This window comes from Angustibacter peucedani, assembly GCF_054779595.1.
The window spans coordinates 1-20,017 of record NZ_BAAGXY010000072.1 but is presented as its reverse complement, the minus strand read 5'-3'; the positions used below and the strand labels follow the sequence as shown (position 1 = coordinate 20,017).

20 protein-coding genes and 2 pseudogenes are annotated in these 20,017 nt (G+C 74.1%); 12 read left to right on the top strand and 10 right to left on the bottom strand.

Translation table 11 applies throughout. The features are described 5' to 3' along the window. The 3 genes and pseudogenes from ACYVJ4_RS13285 to ettA form a co-directional block, all read left to right on the top strand. Positions 1–719: pseudogene (locus ACYVJ4_RS13285) on the top strand (ABC transporter); the annotation flags it as partial. 151 nt (positions 720–870) lie between these two features. Beyond that, the gene (locus ACYVJ4_RS13280; RefSeq protein WP_460460607.1) at positions 871–1,344 is read left to right on the top strand and encodes a single-stranded DNA-binding protein; all 474 of its coding nucleotides are present in this window, start codon (positions 871–873) and stop codon (positions 1,342–1,344) included. A gap of 87 nt (positions 1,345–1,431) precedes the next feature. Next, positions 1,432–3,108, top strand: coding sequence for an energy-dependent translational throttle protein EttA (gene ettA / locus ACYVJ4_RS13275; RefSeq protein WP_460460606.1), 1,677 nt, complete (start codon positions 1,432–1,434; stop codon positions 3,106–3,108). Positions 3,109–3,157: 49 nt separating this feature from the next. Here the strand turns inward: ettA and ACYVJ4_RS13270 are convergent, their stop codons facing one another. The 3 genes from ACYVJ4_RS13270 to ACYVJ4_RS13260 form a co-directional block, all read right to left on the bottom strand. Beyond that, the gene (locus ACYVJ4_RS13270; RefSeq protein ID WP_460460605.1) at positions 3,158–3,688 is read right to left on the bottom strand and encodes a C40 family peptidase; all 531 of its coding nucleotides are present in this window, start codon (positions 3,686–3,688) and stop codon (positions 3,158–3,160) included. 318 nt (positions 3,689–4,006) lie between these two features. Further along, the gene (locus ACYVJ4_RS13265) at positions 4,007–4,909 is read right to left on the bottom strand and encodes an acyl-CoA thioesterase (RefSeq protein ID WP_460460604.1); all 903 of its coding nucleotides are present in this window, start codon (positions 4,907–4,909) and stop codon (positions 4,007–4,009) included. Then, entirely contained in the window at positions 4,906–5,538 is a 633-nt protein-coding gene (locus ACYVJ4_RS13260) for a TetR/AcrR family transcriptional regulator (RefSeq protein WP_460460603.1), read from the bottom strand. Before ACYVJ4_RS13260 ends, ACYVJ4_RS13265 begins: the two co-directional genes overlap by 4 nt. An 88-nt stretch (positions 5,539–5,626) precedes the next feature. Here ACYVJ4_RS13260 and ACYVJ4_RS13255 point away from each other — a divergent pair, with 88 nt between their 5' ends. The 4 genes from ACYVJ4_RS13255 to ACYVJ4_RS13240 are packed head-to-tail and all read left to right on the top strand — an operon-like array spanning position 5,627 to position 9,333. Beyond that, positions 5,627–6,772 (top strand): acyl-CoA dehydrogenase family protein, encoded by a 1,146-nt coding sequence (locus ACYVJ4_RS13255; RefSeq protein ID WP_460460602.1) that lies wholly within the window; start codon positions 5,627–5,629, stop codon positions 6,770–6,772. Further along, complete coding sequence (locus ACYVJ4_RS13250) at positions 6,769–7,524, top strand: SDR family oxidoreductase (protein ID WP_460460601.1); 756 nt, start codon at positions 6,769–6,771, stop codon at positions 7,522–7,524. The genes ACYVJ4_RS13255 and ACYVJ4_RS13250 overlap by 4 nt, the downstream gene beginning before the upstream one ends. Before the next feature lie 26 nt (positions 7,525–7,550). Continuing rightward, positions 7,551–8,549 (top strand): NADPH:quinone oxidoreductase family protein, encoded by a 999-nt coding sequence (locus ACYVJ4_RS13245; protein WP_460460609.1) that lies wholly within the window; start codon positions 7,551–7,553, stop codon positions 8,547–8,549. Next, entirely contained in the window at positions 8,542–9,333 is a 792-nt protein-coding gene (locus ACYVJ4_RS13240; RefSeq protein WP_460460600.1) for an SDR family oxidoreductase, read from the top strand. The genes ACYVJ4_RS13245 and ACYVJ4_RS13240 overlap by 8 nt, the downstream gene beginning before the upstream one ends. A gap of 3 nt (positions 9,334–9,336) precedes the next feature. On the opposite strand, the gene ACYVJ4_RS13235 is transcribed toward ACYVJ4_RS13240, so the two are convergent. Genes ACYVJ4_RS13235 through ACYVJ4_RS13220 form a run of 4 tightly spaced genes read right to left on the bottom strand, consistent with a single transcriptional unit; the run spans position 9,337 to position 14,058 of the window. Then, positions 9,337–10,908 carry a glucoamylase family protein gene (locus ACYVJ4_RS13235; protein ID WP_460460599.1) on the bottom strand — a complete coding sequence of 524 codons (1,572 nt, stop codon included), beginning with the start codon at positions 10,906–10,908 and terminating at the stop codon, positions 9,337–9,339. A gap of 55 nt (positions 10,909–10,963) precedes the next feature. After that, the gene (locus tag ACYVJ4_RS13230) at positions 10,964–12,214 is read right to left on the bottom strand and encodes an acyl-CoA dehydrogenase family protein (protein ID WP_460460598.1); all 1,251 of its coding nucleotides are present in this window, start codon (positions 12,212–12,214) and stop codon (positions 10,964–10,966) included. 15 nt (positions 12,215–12,229) lie between these two features. Further along, on the bottom strand, positions 12,230–12,931 hold the full coding sequence (locus ACYVJ4_RS13225; protein ID WP_460460608.1) for an alpha/beta fold hydrolase: 702 nt from the start codon (positions 12,929–12,931) through the stop codon (positions 12,230–12,232). A 53-nt stretch (positions 12,932–12,984) separates the two neighbouring features. Further along, positions 12,985–14,058 (bottom strand): phosphotransferase family protein, encoded by a 1,074-nt coding sequence (locus tag ACYVJ4_RS13220; protein ID WP_460460597.1) that lies wholly within the window; start codon positions 14,056–14,058, stop codon positions 12,985–12,987. Here ACYVJ4_RS13220 and ACYVJ4_RS13215 point away from each other — a divergent pair. From ACYVJ4_RS13215 to ACYVJ4_RS13195, 5 genes are all read left to right on the top strand, one after another. Next, positions 14,057–14,515, top strand: a complete 459-nt coding sequence (locus ACYVJ4_RS13215) for an acyl-CoA thioesterase (RefSeq protein WP_460460596.1) — start codon at positions 14,057–14,059, stop codon at positions 14,513–14,515. The two genes, ACYVJ4_RS13220 and ACYVJ4_RS13215, sit on opposite strands and share 2 nt — an antisense overlap. Next, positions 14,512–15,150 carry a hypothetical protein gene (locus ACYVJ4_RS13210; protein WP_460460595.1) on the top strand — a complete coding sequence of 213 codons (639 nt, stop codon included), beginning with the start codon at positions 14,512–14,514 and terminating at the stop codon, positions 15,148–15,150. Before ACYVJ4_RS13215 ends, ACYVJ4_RS13210 begins: the two co-directional genes overlap by 4 nt. Further along, positions 15,147–15,779: a nucleotidyltransferase domain-containing protein gene (locus tag ACYVJ4_RS13205; protein WP_460460594.1), complete on the top strand. Its 633-nt coding sequence runs from the start codon at positions 15,147–15,149 to the stop codon at positions 15,777–15,779. The genes ACYVJ4_RS13210 and ACYVJ4_RS13205 overlap by 4 nt, the downstream gene beginning before the upstream one ends. Before the next feature lie 129 nt (positions 15,780–15,908). Continuing rightward, entirely contained in the window at positions 15,909–16,469 is a 561-nt protein-coding gene (locus tag ACYVJ4_RS13200) for a DUF6529 family protein (protein ID WP_460460593.1), read from the top strand. A gap of 43 nt (positions 16,470–16,512) precedes the next feature. Continuing rightward, positions 16,513–17,037 carry a protealysin inhibitor emfourin gene (locus tag ACYVJ4_RS13195; RefSeq protein WP_460460592.1) on the top strand — a complete coding sequence of 175 codons (525 nt, stop codon included), beginning with the start codon at positions 16,513–16,515 and terminating at the stop codon, positions 17,035–17,037. Here ACYVJ4_RS13195 and ACYVJ4_RS13190 read toward each other — a convergent pair. The 3 genes and pseudogenes from ACYVJ4_RS13190 to ACYVJ4_RS13180 form a co-directional block, all read right to left on the bottom strand. Then, a complete protein-coding gene (locus tag ACYVJ4_RS13190; protein WP_460460591.1) occupies positions 17,012–18,706 on the bottom strand; it encodes a glycoside hydrolase family 13 protein in 1,695 nt (564 codons plus the stop codon). The two genes, ACYVJ4_RS13195 and ACYVJ4_RS13190, sit on opposite strands and share 26 nt — an antisense overlap. Before the next feature lie 39 nt (positions 18,707–18,745). Further along, positions 18,746–19,132 (bottom strand): globin, encoded by a 387-nt coding sequence (locus tag ACYVJ4_RS13185; RefSeq protein WP_460460590.1) that lies wholly within the window; start codon positions 19,130–19,132, stop codon positions 18,746–18,748. A 34-nt stretch (positions 19,133–19,166) separates the two neighbouring features. Further along, positions 19,167–20,017, bottom strand: a pseudogene (locus ACYVJ4_RS13180) (hypothetical protein); the annotation flags it as partial.

Genomic DNA, 20,017 nt, shown 5'->3' with positions numbered 1-20,017 from the left:
CCGGCTGGCCGTTCACCCGCTGGGCCCGGCGGCTGCGCCCCGACCCGCTGCGCCGGCTCCGGCTCGGTGGCGCGCGGCCGGCCCGGGTCGAGCGCCCCGAGAGCTTCCGCGACCAGGCGGGGGCCGCGAGCGACCTGTCGTCGGTGCTGACCCGCACCTCGTTGCCCGCACCGACCGCGGCCCAGCGTTCGCGCGTCGACGTCGCGGTGCGCCGCGTCGCCGACCGGGCCGCTCACGACCTGCCCGACCGGTGGGCCGACGCGGTGCGCGCCGCCGGGCAGCCCTCGGCCGACGACCTCGCCGACTCGCTCGACCAGGCCGTGGTGCGCACCGACCTCGGCCTGCGGCGACCGTCCTGGTGGACCCTCGTGGGGTGGCTGCAGGTCGCGCTGGCGCTCGCCGCCGTGGTGGGCCTGGTCTGGCTGGTCGGGCTCGGCGTCACCGGCTGGCTGCGCCTGCCCGAGCCGCGCACGCCCTACGTCGGGCCGGTGCCGCTGCCGACGCTGCTGCTGCTCGGCGGGTTGGTCATCGGAGCTCTCCTCGGGGTCGGGGTGCGCGCGATCGCCTCGACGGCGTCCCACCGGCGCGGACGGCGCGTGCGGGCGGCGCTGGTGGCCGCGGTGGAGGCCGTCGCCCAGCAGCGGGTGCTCGGTCCGGTGGCGGCGGTGCTGGACGACCATCGCAGCACCCGCGAGGCGCTCGGCCGAGCCGCCGGCTAGCTCCTGTGGACGACGGGACGACCGCCCGTCCACAGGGACGACGCCTCGTCCCACCGTCCACAGGCGGAGCCGCGCGCGCGGCGCGGTGAGGGCGGTGACGGGCAGGGTCGGTCGCGCCGGCAGGACGTCGGCGTCACCGAGGAGGTCTTCCGTGAACGAGATCGTCACCACCATCTGCGGCAACGTCGCGACGGCGCCCCGCCACCAGATCACCCGCGGCGGCCAGCCGCTCACGTCCTTCCGCCTGGCCTCGACCCCGCGCCGCTACGACCCCGAGGTGCAGGGGTACGTCGACGGCGACACCACCTGGATCAACGTCAGCTGCTGGGGCGGGCTCGCCTTCAACGCCAACCGCTCGCTGCGCAAGGGCCAGCCGGTCGTCGTCACCGGCACGCTGCGCACGCGCGACTGGGAGGCCGACGGCAAGACCGGCAAGGACGTGGACCTCACGGCCTACACCGTCGGGCACGACCTGCGGCGCGGCGTCACCGGCTTCGAGCGGGTCACGCGCTCGGGTGCCCCGGCGCCCGGCGGAGCCACGACGGCCGAGGCGGACGGCGAGCCCGGTGCGGAGGTCGCGGACGACGGCACGACCACCGAGGTCGGCGAGCCGGTCGCGGCCTGAGCCGGACGCCGGGTGGTGGGCCGCGAGCGGGCGGCCTCACCACCCGCCGTGGTCAGGGGCACGCGCTGCGGCCGATAGCCTTGAGCCATGGCCGAGTTCATCTACACCATGACCAAGGCGCGCAAGGCGCACGGCGAGAAGCTCATCCTCGACGACGTCACGATGTCCTTCTACCCGGGCGCCAAGATCGGCGTCGTGGGCCCGAACGGCGCCGGCAAGTCCACGATCCTCAAGATCATGGCGGGGCTCGACCAGCCCTCGAACGGAGAGGCGCGTCTCAGCCCCGGCTACACCGTCGGGATCCTGCAGCAGGAGCCCCCGCTCAACGAGGACAAGACGGTGCTCGGCAACGTCGAGGAGGGCGCGGGCGAGATCAAGGCCGCGCTCGACCGGTACAACGAGATCGCCGCCGAGATGGCCGAGAACTACTCCGACGAGCTGATGGAGGAGATGGGCCGGCTGCAGGAGGTCATCGACTCCGCCGACGCGTGGGACCTCGACAGCCAGCTCGAGCAGGCGATGGACGCCCTGCGCTGCCCGCCGCCGGACGCCGACGTCAAGGTGCTCTCCGGTGGTGAGCGCCGCCGCGTGGCGCTGTGCAAGCTGCTGCTGCAGAAGCCCGACCTGCTGCTGCTCGACGAGCCCACGAACCACCTCGACGCCGAGAGCGTGCAGTGGCTGGAGCAGCACCTCGCCGCCTACCCCGGCGCCGTGCTCGCCGTCACCCACGACCGGTACTTCCTCGACAACGTCGCGCAGTGGATCGCCGAGGTCGACCGCGGCCGCCTCTACCCCTACGAGGGCAACTACTCCACCTACCTGGAGAAGAAGCAGGAGCGGCTCCAGGTGCAGGGCAAGAAGGACGCCAAGCTGGCGAAGCGGCTCAAGGAAGAGCTCGAGTGGGTGCGGTCCAACGCCAAGGGCCGCCAGACCAAGTCCAAGGCCCGCCTGGCCCGGTACGAGGAGATGGCGGCCGAGGCCGAGCGCACGCGGAAGCTCGACTTCGAGGAGATCCAGATCCCGGCCGGTCCGCGGCTGGGCAGCGTGGTCATCGAGGCGAAGGACCTGCGCAAGGGCTTCGGCGACCGGCTGCTCATCGACGACCTGTCGTTCACCTTGCCGCGCAACGGGATCGTCGGCGTCATCGGCCCGAACGGCGTCGGCAAGACCACGCTGTTCAAGACCATCGTCGGCCTCGAGCCGGTCGACGGCGGCGACCTCAAGGTCGGCGAGACCGTCAAGATCTCGTACGTCGACCAGAGCCGCGGCGGCATCGACCCGAAGAAGAACGTCTGGGAGGTCGTCAGCGACGGGCTCGACCACATCAAGGTCGGCAACACCGAGATCCCCTCGCGCGCCTACGTGTCGACGTTCGGCTTCAAGGGTCCCGACCAGCAGAAGGCGGCCGGCGTGCTCTCCGGCGGCGAGCGCAACCGCCTCAACCTGGCGCTGACGCTCAAGCTGGGCGGCAACCTGCTGCTGCTCGACGAGCCGACGAACGACCTGGACGTCGAGACCCTCGGCTCGCTCGAGAACGCGTTGCTCGACTTCCCGGGCTGTGCCGTGGTGGTCAGCCACGACCGCTGGTTCCTCGACCGCGTGGCCACGCACATCCTGGCCTACGAGGGCGACGACCAGGACCCCGCCAAGTGGTACTGGTTCGAGGGCAACTTCGAGTCCTACGAGGCCAACAAGGTCGAGCGCCTCGGTCCGGACGCCGCGCGCCCGCACCGCGTCACGTACCGCAAGCTCACCCGCGACTGACCGGCAGCCCGAACCCGTACCCGGCCGCACTGGCGGTGCGGCCAGGTGCTCAGCGCACCCGGCCGTACCGCACGTGCGAGGTCCACAGCCGCACCTTCTTCACGCGCGACCCCGGCTTGGGCGCGTGCCAGATCTGGCCGTGCCCGGCGTAGATGCCCACGTGGTACGCACGCTTGCCGTGGAAGAAGAACACCAGGTCGCCCACGCGCCGCTGCGCGGTGTGCACGTGCCGGGTGGCCCGCCACTGCTGCTGCGACGAGCGGGGGATGCGGCGCCCGGCGTGCCGGTACGACCACTGGGTCAGGCCCGAGCAGTCGAAGCGGCGCGGGCCGGCCGAGCCGAGGTGGTAGCGCGACCCCTTGCGGGTGGCGGCGTACCGGACCGCGCGGGCCGCGACCCGGGCGGGCACCGCCCGTCGGGCGAGCTGGCGCGAGACGGTGACGGCGCGCACGGCCGTCGGCGTCGCGCCGTGGGCCGGCGTCGCGGCCAGCAGCTGGGGGACGGTGAGGCCGGCGGCCGTCACGAGGACGACGAGCAGCCGGACGAGGGCAGGGCTGAGCGCACGAGGCGTCGTGGTCACGAGGAGAGCTCCAGGTCAACGCCTGCGAAGCGGGACCTGTCGGGGTCGGGGACCTGTTCCCCGGTCCGTCGTCCGGCGCCGCTGGTGCGGCCGGCCGTCGACGTCCTTACCCCCAAGAACCGCCGTGGCGGCGGCTCGTACTACCTGGGCGCTCCGTCCCTGCCACCAACGCGTCGGATCGACGTCCCTGGTGCCGTGGCAGGGCTCGGCGTGGCACCAGGCGCCCCGCCGTCCGGCGAGGGCTTGACCAGGGCATCGACCCCGGGCCGGAGCACCTTGAGAGCGGAGTGGCCCAGATCACCTGATCCACAACGGTTCTCAGCCCTGCGGCACCCGCAGCATGCCCTCCTGCGCGACCGACGCCACGAGCCGCCCGTCCTGGCTGAAGATCCGCCCGATGCCCAGCCCGCGCGCCCCGGTGGCCGACGGGCTGGCCTGCACGTACAGCAGCCACTCGTCGACGCGCACCGCCCGGTGCCACCACATCGCGTGGTCGAGGCTCGCCGCCTTCAACCCCGGCGTGGCCCAGGTGACGCCGTGCCGGCGCAGCACCGACTCCAGCAGCGTGTAGTCGCTGGCGTAGCCGAGCACCGCGCGGTGCAGCAGCGGGTCGTCGGGCATGGGCGCGGGCGTGCGCATCCAGACCGCGTTGCGCGCCGTGCGCTGCGGGTCGGCCTCCCAGTAGACGGGCGTGTCGACGTGCCGCAGGTCCATCGGGCGTTCGCGGGCCCAGTACCGCGCGACCGGGTGGTCGATGTGCCCCATCAGCTCGGCCGTCGTCGGCAGGCCCTCGGGGCCGGGGACGTCAGGCATCTCGTCCTGGTGGTCCAGCCCGGGGGAGTCGGTCTGGAACGAGGCGATCATCGACAGGATCGGCTGCCCGTGCTGGATCGCGTGCACCCGTCGCGCGCTGAACGAGCGGCCGTCGCGCAGCCGCTCGACGGCGAAGGTGATCGGCTCGTCGGAGTCGCCCGGCCGCAGGAAGTACCCGTGCATCGAGTGGACGTCGCGATCCGGCTCCACCGTGCGCCCGGCCGCCACCAGCACCTGGCCCAGCACCTGGCCGCCGAACACCCGCCCGTGCGGCTGGCGCTGGCTCGCGCCGACGAACAGGTCCTGGCCGCGGTCGTCGGTGCCGGTGGCCTGCAGGTCGAGGACGTCGAGCAGGCCGCCGAGCAGCGCCGCGCCGTCAGGGGTGTCCGGGGTCGCCGGGTCGCTCACAGGTCCTCCGTCGTGGTCGGGGCGCCGAGCATGCGCAGCACCAGCCTGCCGTAGAGCGCGGCGACGTCGTCCGGCGACTCCCGCCCGGCGGGGTCGTACCAGCGCGCGACGTCGATGCACAGCGACAGCACGGCGCGGGTCACCGCGTGCGGGTCGTCGACCGCGAGCACCCCGGCGGCGACGCCGCGCCGCACCTCGTCCTCGACCAGGTGCTCGATCGCCCGCCGGGTGCGGGCCACCTCCGCGCGGTCCTCGCCCTCGAGCGCCCCGAGCTCGTACTGGACGACGCGCGCCACCGTGTGGTGCCGGGCGTGCCACGAGGTGAACGTCTCGACGCACCGCCGCAGCCGCTCGACCGGCCCCCCGGGTGCCGTCGGCCCCAGTGCCGTCTCGACGAGCCGCAGCGCCGCCTCGTGGCCGAGCCGGCTGACCTGCGCCAGCACCGCCGCCTTGCTCGGGTAGTGCACGTAGAGCCCGGCCGGCGACAGGCCCGCGGCGAGCGCGATGTCGCGGGTCGTCGTCGCGTGGTACCCGCGCTCGGCGAAGGCCGCGACGGCCGCGTCGACGATCCGGCGCTGCGTGTCGCCGAGGTCGACGAACGCGTCCGGGGCGAGCGGCGGGGAGGTCATCGGGCGTCCTTGACAGAGGGGTCGACGGACCGGGACGCTAGCAGGTGAGCAAGCGCTTAGTCACCACCCCACGTCCCCGGAGGTCCCGGTGCGCCGCACCCTGTTCGGTCCTGAGCACGAGGCGCTGCGCGCCACCGCCCGCGAGTTCCTGCAGCGCCACGTCGTGCCGCACATGGACGAGTTCGTCGAGAACCGCGCGCTGCCGCGCGAGTTCTGGGTCGAGGCCGGCAAGCAGGGCCTGCTCGGGCTGCACGTCCCGGACGAGTGGGGCGGCGGCGGCAGCGAGGACTACCGCTTCGGCGTCGTGGTGGCCGAGGAGGTCGCCCGGGTCTCGGCGTCCGTCTCGTCGTGCCTGGGCATCCACAACAGCGTGTGCGCGCCCTACCTCGTCGAGCTCACCACCGACGAGCAGAAGGAGCGCTGGCTGCCGCGCTTCTGCACCGGCGAGCTGGTCTGCGCGATCGCGATGACCGAGCCCAGCGGCGGGTCCGACCTCGCCGCGCTCAAGACCACCGCCGTGCGCGACGGCGACGACTGGGTGCTGAACGGCTCGAAGACCTTCATCACCAACGGGTACGGCGCCGACCTGGTGATCGTCGCGGCGCGCACCGACCCGACCAAGGGCGCCAAGGGCATCACGCTGTTCGGCGTCGAGGCCGGCATGGAGGGCTTCAGCCGCGGCCGCAAGCTCGACAAGGTCGGCCAGACCGAGTCCGACACGGCTGAGCTGTTCTTCCAGGACGTGCGCGTCCCCGACGCGCTGCGCATCGGCGAGGAGGGCATGGGCTTCATCCACATGATGGAGCGGCTGGTGTCCGAGCGCGTCGGCGCGGCCATCTCCAACACCGCCCACGCGTCGCAGATCCTCGACGAGACCATCGAGTACGTGAAGCAGCGCAAGGCCTTCGGCCAGGCCGTGGGGTCGTTCCAGCACAACAAGTTCAAGATCGCCGAGCTCAAGACGCAGATCGACGCGACCCAGGCGTTCGTCGACACCTGCGTGCAGGCCTTCGCGGACGGCGAGCTCAGCCCGGCCGAGGCGGCCGAGGTCAAGTGGTGGAGCGCCCAGGTGCAGAACGACGTCATCGACGAGTGCGTGCAGCTGCACGGCGGCTACGGCTACATGAACGAGTACCGCGTGGCGCGCGCCTGGCGCGACGCCCGCGTCACCAAGATCTGGGCCGGCTCGAACGAGATCATGAAGGAGCTCATCGGCCGGGACCTCGGCCTGTGAGGCGGCTCGAGGGCAGGACCGCGATCATCACGGGTGCCTCGCGCGGCATCGGCCTCGGCATCGCCGAACGCCTGGTGGCAGAAGGCGCGCGGGTCGTCATCACGGCGCGCAAGCAGGACGCGCTGGACGCCGCCGTCGAGCAGCTGGGCGGTGCCGACCACGCCGTCGCGGTGGCGGGGCGCTCGGACGACGCCGACCACCGCCAGCAGACGGTGCAGACGGCGCTCGACGCCTTCGGCGGGATCGACCTGCTGGTCAACAACACCGGGATAAACCCGGTGGCCGGGCCGCTGGTCGACCTCGACCTCGACGCCGCGCGCAAGATCGCCGAGACCAACGTGGTGTCGACCCTCGCCTGGACCCAGCTGGCGGTGAAGGCCGGCCTGGCCGAGCGGCGCGGCGCCGTGGTGAACGTCGCGTCCATCGCCGGCGTCAACCCGGCCCCCGGCATCGCGTTCTACGGCGCCACCAAGGCCGCCGTCATCTCGCTCACCGAGTCGCTGGCGATCGAGCTCGCGCCGCGCGTGCGGGTCAACGCCGTCGCGCCGGCCATCGTCAAGACCAAGTTCGCCGAGGCGCTGTACTCGCACGACGAGCAGGCGGTCGCGCGCCACTACCCGTTGCAGCGCCTGGGGTTGCCCGAGGACGTCGCCGGTCCCGTCGCGTTCCTGCTCTCGGACGACGCGGCCTGGGTCACCGGTCAGACCTTGCTCGTCGACGGCGGCATCAGCCGGTCCGGCGGCCTCGGGTGAGCGGCGCCCCCGACGTCCCGGGCTCGATGCAGGCCTGGCAGGTCGTGCGGCACGGCGACCCGTCGTCCGCGCTCGAGCGCCGCGAGGTGCCGGTGCCGGACGTCGGCCCCGGCCAGGTGCTGGTCGAGGTCGCGGCGTGCGCGCTCAACTTCCCCGACGTGCTGCTCGCCGCCGGGCAGTACCAGGTGCGTCCCGAGCTGCCGTTCACGCCGGGCATCGAGCTGTGCGGCCGCGTCGTCGCGGTCGGTCCGGACGTCGACGGGCCGGAGGTGGGCGACCGCGTCCTGGGCATGCCGGCGCTGCCGCACGGGGCGCTGGGCGACTACGCGGTGGCCTCCGCCGCCACGGTGTTCCCGGCGTCGGAGCACCTCGACGACGCGGAGGCCGCGGCGCTGTACGTGGCGTACCAGACCGGGTGGTTCGGGCTGCACCGTCGCGCCCGCCTGCAGGCCGGCGAGACGCTGCTCGTCCACGCCGCCGCCGGTGGCGTGGGGAGCGCCGCGGTGCAGCTCGGCAAGAGCGCCGGTGCCCGGGTCGTGGCCGTCGTCGGCGGCCCGGCGAAGGTCGAGGTCGCGCGCGGGCTCGGTGCCGACGAGGTCGTCGACCGGCACGAGGCCGGGGACGTCCCCGGCCTGGTGGCGGCCCTCAAGGACGTCCTTGGTCCCGGCGGAGCGGACGTCGTGTACGACCCGGTGGGTGGCGACGCGTTCGCCGCCTCGACGAAGGTCGTCGCCTTCGAGGGGCGGGTCGTGGTGGTCGGGTTCACCAGCGGCCAGGTGCCGCAGGCGGCGACGAACCACGCGCTGGTGAAGAACTACGGCGTGCTGGGGCTGCACTGGGGGATGTACCAGGAGCGCGCGCCGCAGCTGGTGCGCCAGGCGCAGGAGGAGGTCGACGCGCTGGTCGCGGCCGGGCTGGTGCGCCCCCTGGTGAGCGAGCGCGTGGGGGTCGACGACGTCCCGGAGGCGTTGGGGCGCCTGGCGTCCGGCGCGACGACCGGCCGGGTGGTGGTCGTCCGTGGGTGAGCCGCTGCAGCTCGACGGAGCGGGCGTCGTCGTCACCGGCGGCGGCTCGGGCATCGGCGCCGAGCTGGCGCGGCGGCTGGCGGGCGAGGGTGCGCGGGTGGTCGTCAACGACCTGGACGCCGATGCCGCGGTGCGGGTGGCCGGCGAGGTCGGCGGCGAGGCCCTGCCCGGGGATGCCGCCACGCCCGAGGGCGTCACCGCGCTCGTCGAGGGCTCGCGCGAGCGGCTCGGGGCGGTCGACCTGTTCTGCGCCAACGCCGGTGTGGCCCCGAAGGGCGGCGTCGAGGGCGAGCGTGCCGCGACGCCGCAGGCCTGGGCGCAGGCGCTCGACGTCAACGTCCTGGCCCACGTCCGCGCCGCCGAGGCGCTGCTGCCCGCGTGGCTCGAGCGCGGCCGAGGGCACCTGCTCGTCACCGCCTCGGCCGCCGGTCTGCTGACGATGCTCGGCAGCGCTCCCTACGCCGTCACCAAGCACGCGGCCGTGGCCTTCGCCGAGTGGATGCGCGCCACGTACGCGCACCGCGGTGTCGTCGTCCAGGCGCTGTGCCCGCAGGGCGTCCGCACGCCGATGCTCGAGGGCACGGGCCGTCTGGGACGCGCGCTGCTCGAGCCGGCCGCCGTCGACGTCTCGGTGGTGGGCGACGTCGTCCTGGAGGCGTTGCAGGACGGCCGGTTCCTGGTGCTGCCGCACCCCGAGGTCGCCGGTTACCTGCGCGACAAGGCGGCCGACCCCGACGCCTGGTTGGCGTCGATGAACCGCCTGCAGCAGCGCCTCGAGAGCTGAGCGTCAGCCGCCCGCGCTGAAGACCTCGCGGGCGAGCAGCGGCCGCAGCCGCCGCTCGGTCTGCGGCGTCGCGAAGGCGTCGTGCAGGCTGCCCTCGAGCACGTTGCCGATGGCGCCCATCACCATCGCCTGGTCGAGCGAGAGGTAGGTCTTGGCCACCGTGCCCGACCTCACGGCGACGGCGTCGTAGAACCCGCCGTCGCCGTAGGCGTGCAGGTCGTCCTTGATCTTCTTCAGGTTGTCGAGGGCGGCACGCGGCGCGTACGGCAGGGCCAGGAACGACGCGTGCGGCGTGACCACGCCGTCGCCGAACGTCGGGGACGGCGCGGTGGCCGCGCGGCAGTCGCCGAACCCGCCGTCGACCGGGGTCTTCTCGGCGTCGGAGAAGTAGCCGTCGGGGTTCATGCCGATCGCGTCGACGCCGTACTCGCGGTAGCCGCCACCGGGCGTGCTGGAGGGCGAGAAGCCCCAGTAGCCGTAGCCCGCCTCGTCCAGGCCGTGCTCGACCTGCGCGCGCACCGTGAGCGGGTGGTTGACGGCCCAGCTGCGCTTGCCCCACGCGGCCTCGGGCACGAACAGGTCCGGCATCAGCGACTCGAACATGTCACCACCCCAGCTCGGCACGAGCCGCATGCCGCGGTAGCGGTAGGCACCCTCGTACACGGGGACGCCGAGGTAGGTGCGCGTCGTCCCGACCGGCTGCTGCTCCTGCCACGACCAGTCGCAGGTGCTGGGGAAGGTGCGCCAGGTGGCGTAGTAGGCCTTGGCCGGGATCTGGTCGCGCGCGATGCCGACGTAGAGGGCGATGCGCGCCTCGGTGACCGTGGTGTCGTAGCTGTTGCAGGTGTACCAGACGTCCGGGCCGCGCTCGCGGTAGTTGCCGACGACGCTGCAGCCGCCCGGGTCGGAGTCCCAGAAGCCGCCGCGGATCAAGCCCGCGTCGACGCCCTCGCGAGCCGGTGCCGGGTTGTAGAAGAAGCCGAAGTCCATGGGGCGCAGCAGGTCCTGGGCCTGGCGCTTCAACCGCGGCTCGGCTCCGGACACCACCATCAGCGCCGAGGCCATCCACCCGTTGTCGACGCTGGACAGGAACGGCGTGATCGGGTCGCCCGAGCTCGGCCAGGTCGTGAGCTTGGCTGCCGTGTGCTCGTCATACCAGTTGTAGAACATGCCGCTGTCGCGGTGGCGCTCCATGTGCCCCAACGTGTTCAGCGTCTGGTGCAGGCGGCGGTAGGCCTCGGCGCGGCTGATGACGCCGGTGTCGCGGGCGGCGACCGTGCTCCACAGGTAGCCGCCGATGTTGGTCGGGGAGGTGTAGCCCGAGCGCACCGGGTGCGCCACCGAACCGGTGATGTTGTCGGCCGGCAGCCCGGTGGCGTCGTCGGTCATGGCGACCAGCGAGCGGTAGGTGTCGGTGGCGTACCGCACGAGGGTGCGCCGGTCGTCTCGCGTGAGCGGGCCGGACGTCGAGCCGCTGGCCGCCTGGGCCGGCGCGCTGACGGCGGTCGCGACCAGCGCGAGCGGGACCAGCCCCGCGGCGGTGGCCAGGGCAGAACGGATGGCGCGTCGGCGCACGGTGGACCTCCTCGTCCGGTCCCCCCGCAGGGACGAGCCTGTCCGATCTGCCCCGTTATGGCAAGGTTCGGTCCGCCTGCTGGTACCGCGCGAGCTCGCGCCGGGCCAGGGACATGCGGTGGACCTCGTCCGGGCCGTCGGCCAGGCGCAGCGTGCGCGCCGCCACCCAGAGCTGGGCGAGCGGCGTGTCCTGGCTGACGCCGGCGCCGCCGTGCACCTGGATCGCGTCGTCGACGACGCGCTGGGTCATCAGCGGCACGGCGATCTTGATGGCCTGGATCTCGGTGTGCGCGCCCTTGTTGCCGACCGTGTCCATCAGCCACGCGGTCTTGAGCACCAGCAGCCGCGCCTGCTCGATCGCCACCCGGGCGTCCGCGACCTGCTCGCGCACCACGCCCTGCGCCGCGAGCGGGCGACCGAAGGCCACCCGCTCGTTCGCGCGCCGGCACATCAGCTCGAGCGCCCGTTCGGCCATGCCGATCAGCCGCATGCAGTGGTGGATGCGGCCCGGGCCGAGCCGGGCCTGGGCGATCGCGAAGCCCTCGCCCTCGCCCTTCAGGACGTTCGCCGCCGGCACCCGGACGTCGTCGAACGCCACCTCGGCGTGACCGCCGTGCGGCGCGTCGTCGTACCCGAACGTGTGCAGCGGCCGCACCACCCGCACGCCCGGGGTGTCGCGCGGGACCAGCACCATCGACTGCGCGCGGTGCCGCTCGACCCCGGCGTCGGCCGGGTCGGCCGAGCGCCCCATGACGACGAAGATCTCGGCCGCCGGGTCCATCGCCCCGGTCGACCACCACTTGCGCCCGGTGACGACGTACTCGTCGCCGTCGCGCCGGATCGCGGTCTCGATGTTGGTGGCGTCGGACGACGCGACGTCCGGCTCGGTCATGCAGAACGCCGAGCGGATCCGCCCGTCCAGCAACGGTTGCAGCCACCGCTGCTGCTGCTCCGCCGTGCCGAACTCGGCCAGCACCTCCATGTTGCCCGTGTCGGGCGCGGCGCAGTTGAGCGCCTCGGGGGCGAGCCAGGGGGACCGCCCCGTGAGCTCGGCCAGGGGTGCGTACTGCACGTTGGTCAGGCCCGCGCCGCGCTCGCCGGGGAGGAACAGGTTCCACAGCCCCTGGCGCCGCGCCTCGGCCTTGAGGTCCTCGACGACCGGCGGCCGCGACCACTCGCGGTCGGAGCCCCGGGCGGCGAGCACCTGCTCGTGCAGCACGGGCTCGGCCGGGTAGACGTGCTCGACGAGGAACGCCTCGAGGCGCGCCGCCAGCTCGCGCGTGCGGTCGTCGTAGGCGAAGTCCACGGGGGGTCCTCCCGGTCAGGCGTCGAGGGCGGTGAGCAGCAGGTCGGTCGTGTCGTCGGGGCGCTCGAGGTTGGGCAGGTGCCCCGCCCAGTCCAGCTCGACCAACCGGGCGTCCGGCATCGCCGCGGCGAGGTGTCGCGCGATCTGGCCGAAGAGCTCGAGGTCGTGCCGACCGGCCACGACCGTGGTCGGGACCTCGATCGCCGCGGGGTCGACGTCCGGCCGGGGACCCCACAGGTCGTCGTCGGCGGCCAGCTGCAGCTCGAAGGCGCGGCGCTGCCATCCCGCGACGGCCGAGCGCACCTCGTCGGTCGCCTCCGGGCCGAGCCAGGTGCGGACGTTCAGGTCGACCGCGCCGTCGACGTCGCCGGCCTCGAGCAGGGCGTCCTCGGCCGCGCCGAACTCGCGGACGTCGGGCGTCGGCTCGATCCCGCCGAACGCGGCGCAGAGCAGCACGAGCCGCGAGACCCGTTGCGGCGCACGGGCTGCGAGCTCGAGTGCGATGCGTCCACCGAACGACGAGCCGACCACCGCGGCCTGCTCGACCCCGAGGTCGTCGAATAGCGCGAGGACGTCGTCGACGTCGTCCCACGCGACGTCCGGCACCGGCGTCTCGCCGAAACCGCGCAGGTCGGGCCGGACGACGCGGTACCGGGCCGCGAGGGCCGGCACCTGCGGGTCCCACTGACGTCGCTCGGCGACCCCGGAGTGGAGCATCAGGACGGCCGGCGCGCCAGCGGGGCCGTCGACGGAGCAGGACAGGGCAGAGGTCACGCGATCTCCTGGAGCTGGGCGGTGCCGGCGGCCACCAGGCCGGGCACGACGGATCCGATCTGGTCGAAACCCTCGCCGACCGTCTGGCCCTGCGTCCACCGGAAATGGATCCCCTCGAGGATCACCGCGAGCTTGAAGAAGCCGAACGCGACGTACCAGGGCAGCGGCGCGACGTCGAGTCCGGTGACCTCGGCGTACCGGGCGGCCAGGTCGGAGCCCGACGGGAACCCCTCGACCGCCGCCGGGACGTCGGCCACCGAGCCGAGCCCGTGCGGCGCGTCGGCCTCGCCCCAGTAGACGAGCAGCAGCCCGACGTCGGTGAGCGGGTCGCCCAGCGTCGCCATCTCCCAGTCGAGGACGGCGGCGACGTCCCACGGGCCGGGCCGCACCAGCAGGTTGTCGAGCCGGAAGTCGCCGTGGACGACGACCGCGCGCTGCGCCTCGGGCACGCGCGCCGCCAGCCCGTCGTGCAGCGCGTCGATGCCGTCGACCTCGCGGCTGCGGCTGGCGTCGAGCTGGCGGCCCCAGCGCGAGACCTGGCGGGTCATGAACCCCTCGGGCCGGCCGAAGTCGGCCAGCCCCACAGAATCCGGGTCGACCGCGTGCAGCGCCGCGAGGGTGTCGACGAGCCGGTGCGCCAGCGGTGCGCGCTCGTCGAGCGGCACGGTGCGCAGGGCGTCGGCGCTGCGCAGCACCTCGCCCTCGACCCGCTCCATCACGTAGAACGGCGCGCCCAGCGGCGAGCCCTCGGCGGCGCACTCCAGCACCGTCGCCGGCACCGGCACGGCCGAGCCCGCGAGCGCGCTGATCACGCGGTGCTCGCGGGCCATGTCGTGGGCCGTGGCGAGGACGTGTCCGAGCGGCGGGCGGCGCAGGACCCAGCGGTGCGTGTCGTCGTCCAGGGCGTAGGTGAGGTTGGACCGTCCGCCGGCGATCAGCTCGCCCCGCAGGTCGCCCTGGCGCAGGCCGGGGTGCTGGTCGTCCAGCCAGCCGCTGAGCGCGGTCAGGTCGAGGCCTCGGGGCACCTCGGCACGGTATCGCGGGGGTGCGGCGTGGATGATGGGCGCCATGGCTCGCTACCGCTGCGACTACCCGATGCGCTGGTCCGACATGGACGCCTACGGGCACGTCAACAACGTGCAGTACCTGCGGTTCTTCGAGGACGCGCGCATCGAGGCCTTCGCCGCCCACCGTGCCGGTGAGGGCGACAAGAGCCTGCTCGACACCGGGATCCTGGTGGTGCGCCACGAGATCGAGTACCTCAAGCCGTTGAAGTGGCGGCCCGAGCCGGTGCACATCGACCTCTGGATCACGACGATCAAGGGAGCGCGCATCGACGTCGGGTACGAGGTCTACGACGCCCCGGCCGACGGCGAGCGGGTGCGCTACGCGGTGGCCGAGTCGACGCTCGTGGTGTTCGACCTGGTGGCCGAGCGGCCGCGCCGGATCGCGGCCGAAGACGTCGAGCGGCTGGACGCGCTGCGCGGCGAGCCGGTGCCGTTCCGCATGCGCCGGGCCACCCCGTGACCGCTGCGCTGGTGCTGCCCGACCGCACGGCGCTCGCCGACCTCGGCACGTTCGTCGCGCGGGCCCGACGGGTGGACCCGGACGGGGCGGTGCGGCTGGTGGCCTCCGGCGAGGTGCTGGCGGCCTACGTCTCGCCGGTGCACGGCGGTGGCGGCCCCACGGTGCTCGGGCTGCGCGTCGTGCCGTTGGCCGAGCCGGCGACGTGCGACCGCACCGTGGCGCTCGCGGCCGTGCTCGACCGGCTGGCCCGCGCGGACGCCGACGTGGTGCTCCCGCTGCCACCCGCCGACGTCCAGGACGCCGGGTGGGCCGGGGTGTCGCCCCCGCGGTCGGGCTGGGAGGCGGTCGGTGCCGTGGACGCCGGGCTGCTGGGTGCGGCGGCGCGCGCCGGTGTCGACGAGATCGCGGGCGGCGCGGGGGAGGGCGCGGGCGGGCACGCCGTGGCGCGGCTGCGAGCCCTGGTGTGGGGCCGCGACCTCGACGGGATCGCCGGGGTGCCGGCCGGGGCGGCCTTCGCGGCGGACGCGCTGGGGTTCGTCACGGCCGACGAGCCGGTGACGCTGCACGCGTGCGGCCCGTGGCGGCGGCTGTCGACCCCGCGCGGGCACGTGCTGGCCCGCCGGTCGCTGCTGTGAGCGAGCCCGAGCCCGGGGAGCTGCCGCCCGGCGGCGAGGCCGTCGAGCTCGACGACCTCGACTGGGACGCGTGGCGCCCGTCCTTCGTGGCCGAGCGGCTGGGCGGGGTGCGCACGCCGTGGTACGTGGCGGGTGGCTGGGCGCTCGACCTGTTCCGCGGCGAGCAGACGCGCGAGCACGAGGACCTCGAGATCGCCTGTCCCGCAGCGGGTTTCGCCGAGATCGCCGGGCGGTTCGACGAGGTCGACTGGTACGTCGTGGGGGCCGGTCACCGGTGGCCGGTGTCGCCGGTCTCGCTGGCCTTCACCCACCAGACCTGGGCGTGCGAGCGCGGCTCCGGCACCTACCGGCTCGACGTGTTCCGCGAGCCGCACGACGGCGAGCAGTGGATCTGCCGGCGGGACGCCTCCATCCGTCGTCCGTACGTCGAGCTGGTGCGCCGGACGGCCAGCGGCGTGCCGTACCTGCGGCCCGAGGTCGTGCTGCTCTTCAAGGCCAAGGCGGTGCGAGAGAAGGACCAGCGCGATCTCGACGGCGCGCTGCCGCTGCTCGACGACGGGGCCTGCGGCTGGCTGCGCTGGGCTCTCGGGCGGGCGCACCCCGGCCACCCCTGGCTCGCCCGCGTCTAGCGGGGGAGCTTGTCGAGGGTTCGGAGTGCTTTCCCAGGGCTGCAGCCCGTGGAAAGCACCCCTAGGCATGCACAACGTGATCAACTGCAGCCCTTCCGGGGTGGGGGGTGGTGGGAGCACGCTGGGGGCATGGACGGCGCGACGTCGCCGAAGGGCGTGACGGTGCCGCTGACGGCTTTCGCCGCCGGCGCGGTCGTCGCGGTTCTGCTGGGGGTCTTCGGCCGGGTGCACGACCCGACGCTCGACGGGACGACGACCCTCGGCTTCCGCACGGTCATCGCCATGAAGGTGGCGGTGTCGTTCGTCATCGCCGTCCTCGTGGTGCTGCAGCTGCTCGGCGCGCTGTGGATGTACGGCAAGCTCGGTCGCCCGGCCCCGCCGTGGCTCGGCCGGGCCCACCGCGCGTCCGGAACCGTCGCCCTGCTGCTGGCGGTGTTCGTCGGGTACCACTGCCTGTGGGCGCTCGGCCTCGAGAGCGGCACCCTGCCGGACGGCGGGACGGTGCCCCTGCGCACGGTGGTGCACGGCGTGCTCGGCTGCGCGGTCTTCGGCGCCGCCGTGGTGAAGGTGGTCGCCGTGCGGGCGCGCCGCGCGCCGGGCTGGTTCCTCCCGGTGGCGGGCGGCCTGCTGTTCACGCTGCTCGTGCTCGCCGTGCTGACCTCGACCGCCTGGTACCTCGCCACGGACTAGAAATCGGGTGGAACCGGACACCAGCCGGTAGCGTCCCACCACCATGCGACATGACGCGAAGACGCTCCTGACCGCAGCCCTGCTGGCCTCGACCGCGCTGCTCGGCACCGCCGCGTGCGGGTCCGAGTCCGACGTGCAGGTGGGCAGCTCGTCCACCACGAGTCCGGGCACCCCGTCGTCGTCCGCGACCAGCGAGCCGGGCGGTCGCATGACCGAGGGCATCTCGCAGCCGGTCGTGCTGATGCGCAGCGGCGGCATCGGCGGCCTGCAGGACCGCGTCGAGGTGCGCCCCGACGGCACCGCCACCATCACCAGCAAGGGCAAGGCGCCGGTCGAGCGGCAGCTGAGCGAGGCCGAGCTCGCTGCCGTCGTCCGGGCGGTCAAGGACGCCGACCTCGCCGCGCTGGGGGACGGCAAGACCACGCCGACCCGCAGCGACGAGATGACCTACACGATCACGGCCGAGGGCCAGACCTACCGCACGGTCGAGACGCAGGCGCCGGACGACGTCCGGCCGCTGCTCGACGCGCTGGGCACGCTGCTCAGCGCTCCCGCGCCCACACCGTGACGTCCGGGGGCAGCACGCCCTCGTCGTCCAGCGGCAGGCTCGTGACGAGCACCTCGAGGCCGGCCGGCAGCGGCACGGACGTCGTGCCGGTGCTCGCCAGCACGACGACGTCGCCGTTGCGGAACGCCAGCACGTCGTCCGGGTAGCCCTCGAGCCACTCCAGCGAACCCTCGCCGAGCCGGTGCTCGCGCCGGGCGGCCAGCGCCGCGCGGTAGGTCTCGTACGTCGAGCCGTCGACCCCGCGCTGGACGTCGAGAGCCAGCTCGCGCCAGACGTCCGGCTGGGGCAGCCAGCTGGCGGCGGTCGGGCCGAAGCCGTACGACGGCGCGTCGGCCTCCCACGGCACGGGCACGCGGCAGCCGTCGCGGCCGCGGTGCTCGTGCGACGAGCGGATCCAGGTGGGGTCCTGGCGGACGTCGTCCGGGAGCGTCGTGTGGTCCGGCAGGCCCAGTTCCTCGCCCTGGTACACGTAGGCGCTGCCCGGCAGGCCCAGCATCACCAGCGTGGCGGCCCGGGCCCGGCGCAGGCCGAGCGCGGCGTCCGGCTGCGGGTCGTCGGCACCGATGCCGTTCGGCAGCGCCGTGCCGGCCGGGAAGCCGAACCGCGTGGCGTGCCGCAGCACGTCGTGGTTGCTCAGCACCCAGGTCGTCGGCGCGCCGACGGCGTCCATGGCCTCGAGCGAGGTCTGGACGACGGCGCGCAGGTCAGCCGCGCGCCACGGCGTCACCAGGTAGCTGAAGTTGAACGACTGGTGCAGCTCGTCCGGGCGCACGTAGCGGGCGATGCGCTCCGGCGGCTCGACCCAGGCCTCGGCGACCAGCACCCGGTCGCCGGCGTAGTCGGCGGCCACCCGGTGCCACTCGCGGTAGATCTCGTGCACGCCCTCCTGGTCCCAGTACGGGGGGCGCGAGAAGCGGGAGTCGCTGGCGTGCAGCATCTCCGGGTCCGCCTCCCAGTCGGGCAGCCCCGGCGCCTTGACCAGGCCGTGGGCGACGTCGATGCGGAAGCCGTCGGCGCCGCGGTCGAGCCAGAAGCGCAGGATCGAGACGAACTCGGCCCGTACCTCGGGCTCCGTCCAGTCCAGGTCGGGCTGCTTGACGTCGAACAGGTGCAGGTACCACTGGCCGGGCGAGCCGTCGGGCTCGGTGACGCGGGTCCACGCGGGGCCGCCGAAGACCGACCTCCACGAGTTCGGCGGCAGCTCGCCGTCGTCCCCCAGGCCGTCGCGGAACAGGTACCGGCCGCGCTCGGGGCTGCCGGGCGCGGCGGCCAGCGCGGCGCGGAACCACTCGTGCTCGTCGCTGGTGTGGTTGGGGACGATGTCGACCACGACCTTCAGGCCCAGCTCGTGCGCGCGCGCCACCAGGGCGTCGGCCGCCTCGAGGTCGCCGAAGACCGGGTCGACCGCGCGGTAGTCGGCGACGTCGTAGCCGGCGTCGGCCTGCGGCGAGACGTAGAACGGCGAGAGCCACAGGGCGTCGACGCCGAGCTCGGCCAGGTGCGGCAGGCGCGAGGTGATGCCGGGCAGGTCGCCGATGCCGTCGCCGTCCGAGTCGGCCCACGAGCGCGGGTACACCTGGTAGATGACGGCGCTGCGCCACCACTCCTGGCCGGGCTCGGTGCGGGGGAGCGTGCTGCTGGGCTGGGCCTGGAGGGTCTCGGAGCTCACGGGTCAGCAGGCTACGTCGCCACCGCCGCGCGGCGACAATCAGCCGGCGGTGTTGACCAAGGAGTGGGCAGCGCGCTCGAGGTAGTCCCAGAGCACCGCCTCGTGCACCGGGGCGAGCGCGAGCTCGTCGACGGCGTTCCGCATGTGGTGCAGCCAGCGGTCGCGCATGTGCGGGGTCACGGCGAACGGGTGGTGGCGCATCCGCAGCCGGGGGTGGCCGCGCTCGTCGCTGTACGTGGTCGGGCCGCCCCAGTACTGCTCGAGGAACATCCGGAAGCGCACCTCGGCCGGCCCTAGGTCGTCCTCGGGGTAGAGGGCCCGCAGCTCGGGGTCGCCGGCCACGCCCTGGTAGAAGCGGTGCACGAGCCGCACGAACGTCTCGTGGCCGCCCACCTCGTCGTAGAACGACACCTGCTGCTGGCTCACACCACCCAGTCTCTCAAACCTCCAGACCTTCCGGTCAGCGGGCGGAGAGGCCGACCTCGACCAGGGCGCCGGGGTCGGCGTCCGAGACGGTGAGCTTCAGCAGCTGCTGGCTCGAGCGGGGCAGCGGCAGGTCGAGCGTCTTGGTGACCCGCTGCGTCCCGGGGCACGACACCGAGGACGTCGAGCCGTCGCCGACGTCGGCCGTCAGGGTCTGCGCGCCGATGCAGTGCACCAGCAGGTGGACGTCGCGCTTGCCCTCCATGAAGACCTGCACGCCGTTGGTGACCTGCTCCGAGCCGCTCGGCCCCGGCGTCGCCGTGCCCGAGGCGTAGACCCAGCCGTCCGACAGGGCGTACGACCCGATGAAGCCGTACCCCTTCGGCGTCCGGCGCAGCGTCGACAGGTCGATCACGTCCGGGCCGTCGAGCACCGCCACGGACAAAGCCGACCCGGCGGGCACGCCCCGGTCGAACTGCGCCTGCACCCGCAGCTGCGACCCGCCGGCGCCGGTCAGCTCGACCGTCGTCGGCTCCTCGTCCACCGGGCACGGCACGGTCACGCGCGCCTCGGGGTCGACCGCCCCCGGCTGGGACGCCGTCACCGTCACCTGCAGCCCGTCCGGCAGGGCCGTGCCGTCCGGCGCAGCGCACCGGACCGCCGCCTGCGTCGCGCCGGTCACGTCCACGAGCTTGGCCGGGGTCTGGTCGTCGAGGCCGTCGAGCTGGGCGACGACGTCCTGGCCGCGGTAGAGCAGGGGCAGCGGGGCGATGAGCGGCGCGGCGGCCGGGCCGGACGGCGACGGGCCGGCGGCGCTGGTGGACGGCGTCCGGGCGCCGCCCAGCACCGTGCCGGCCACGACGGCCGCGACGGCCAGCAGCCCGACGC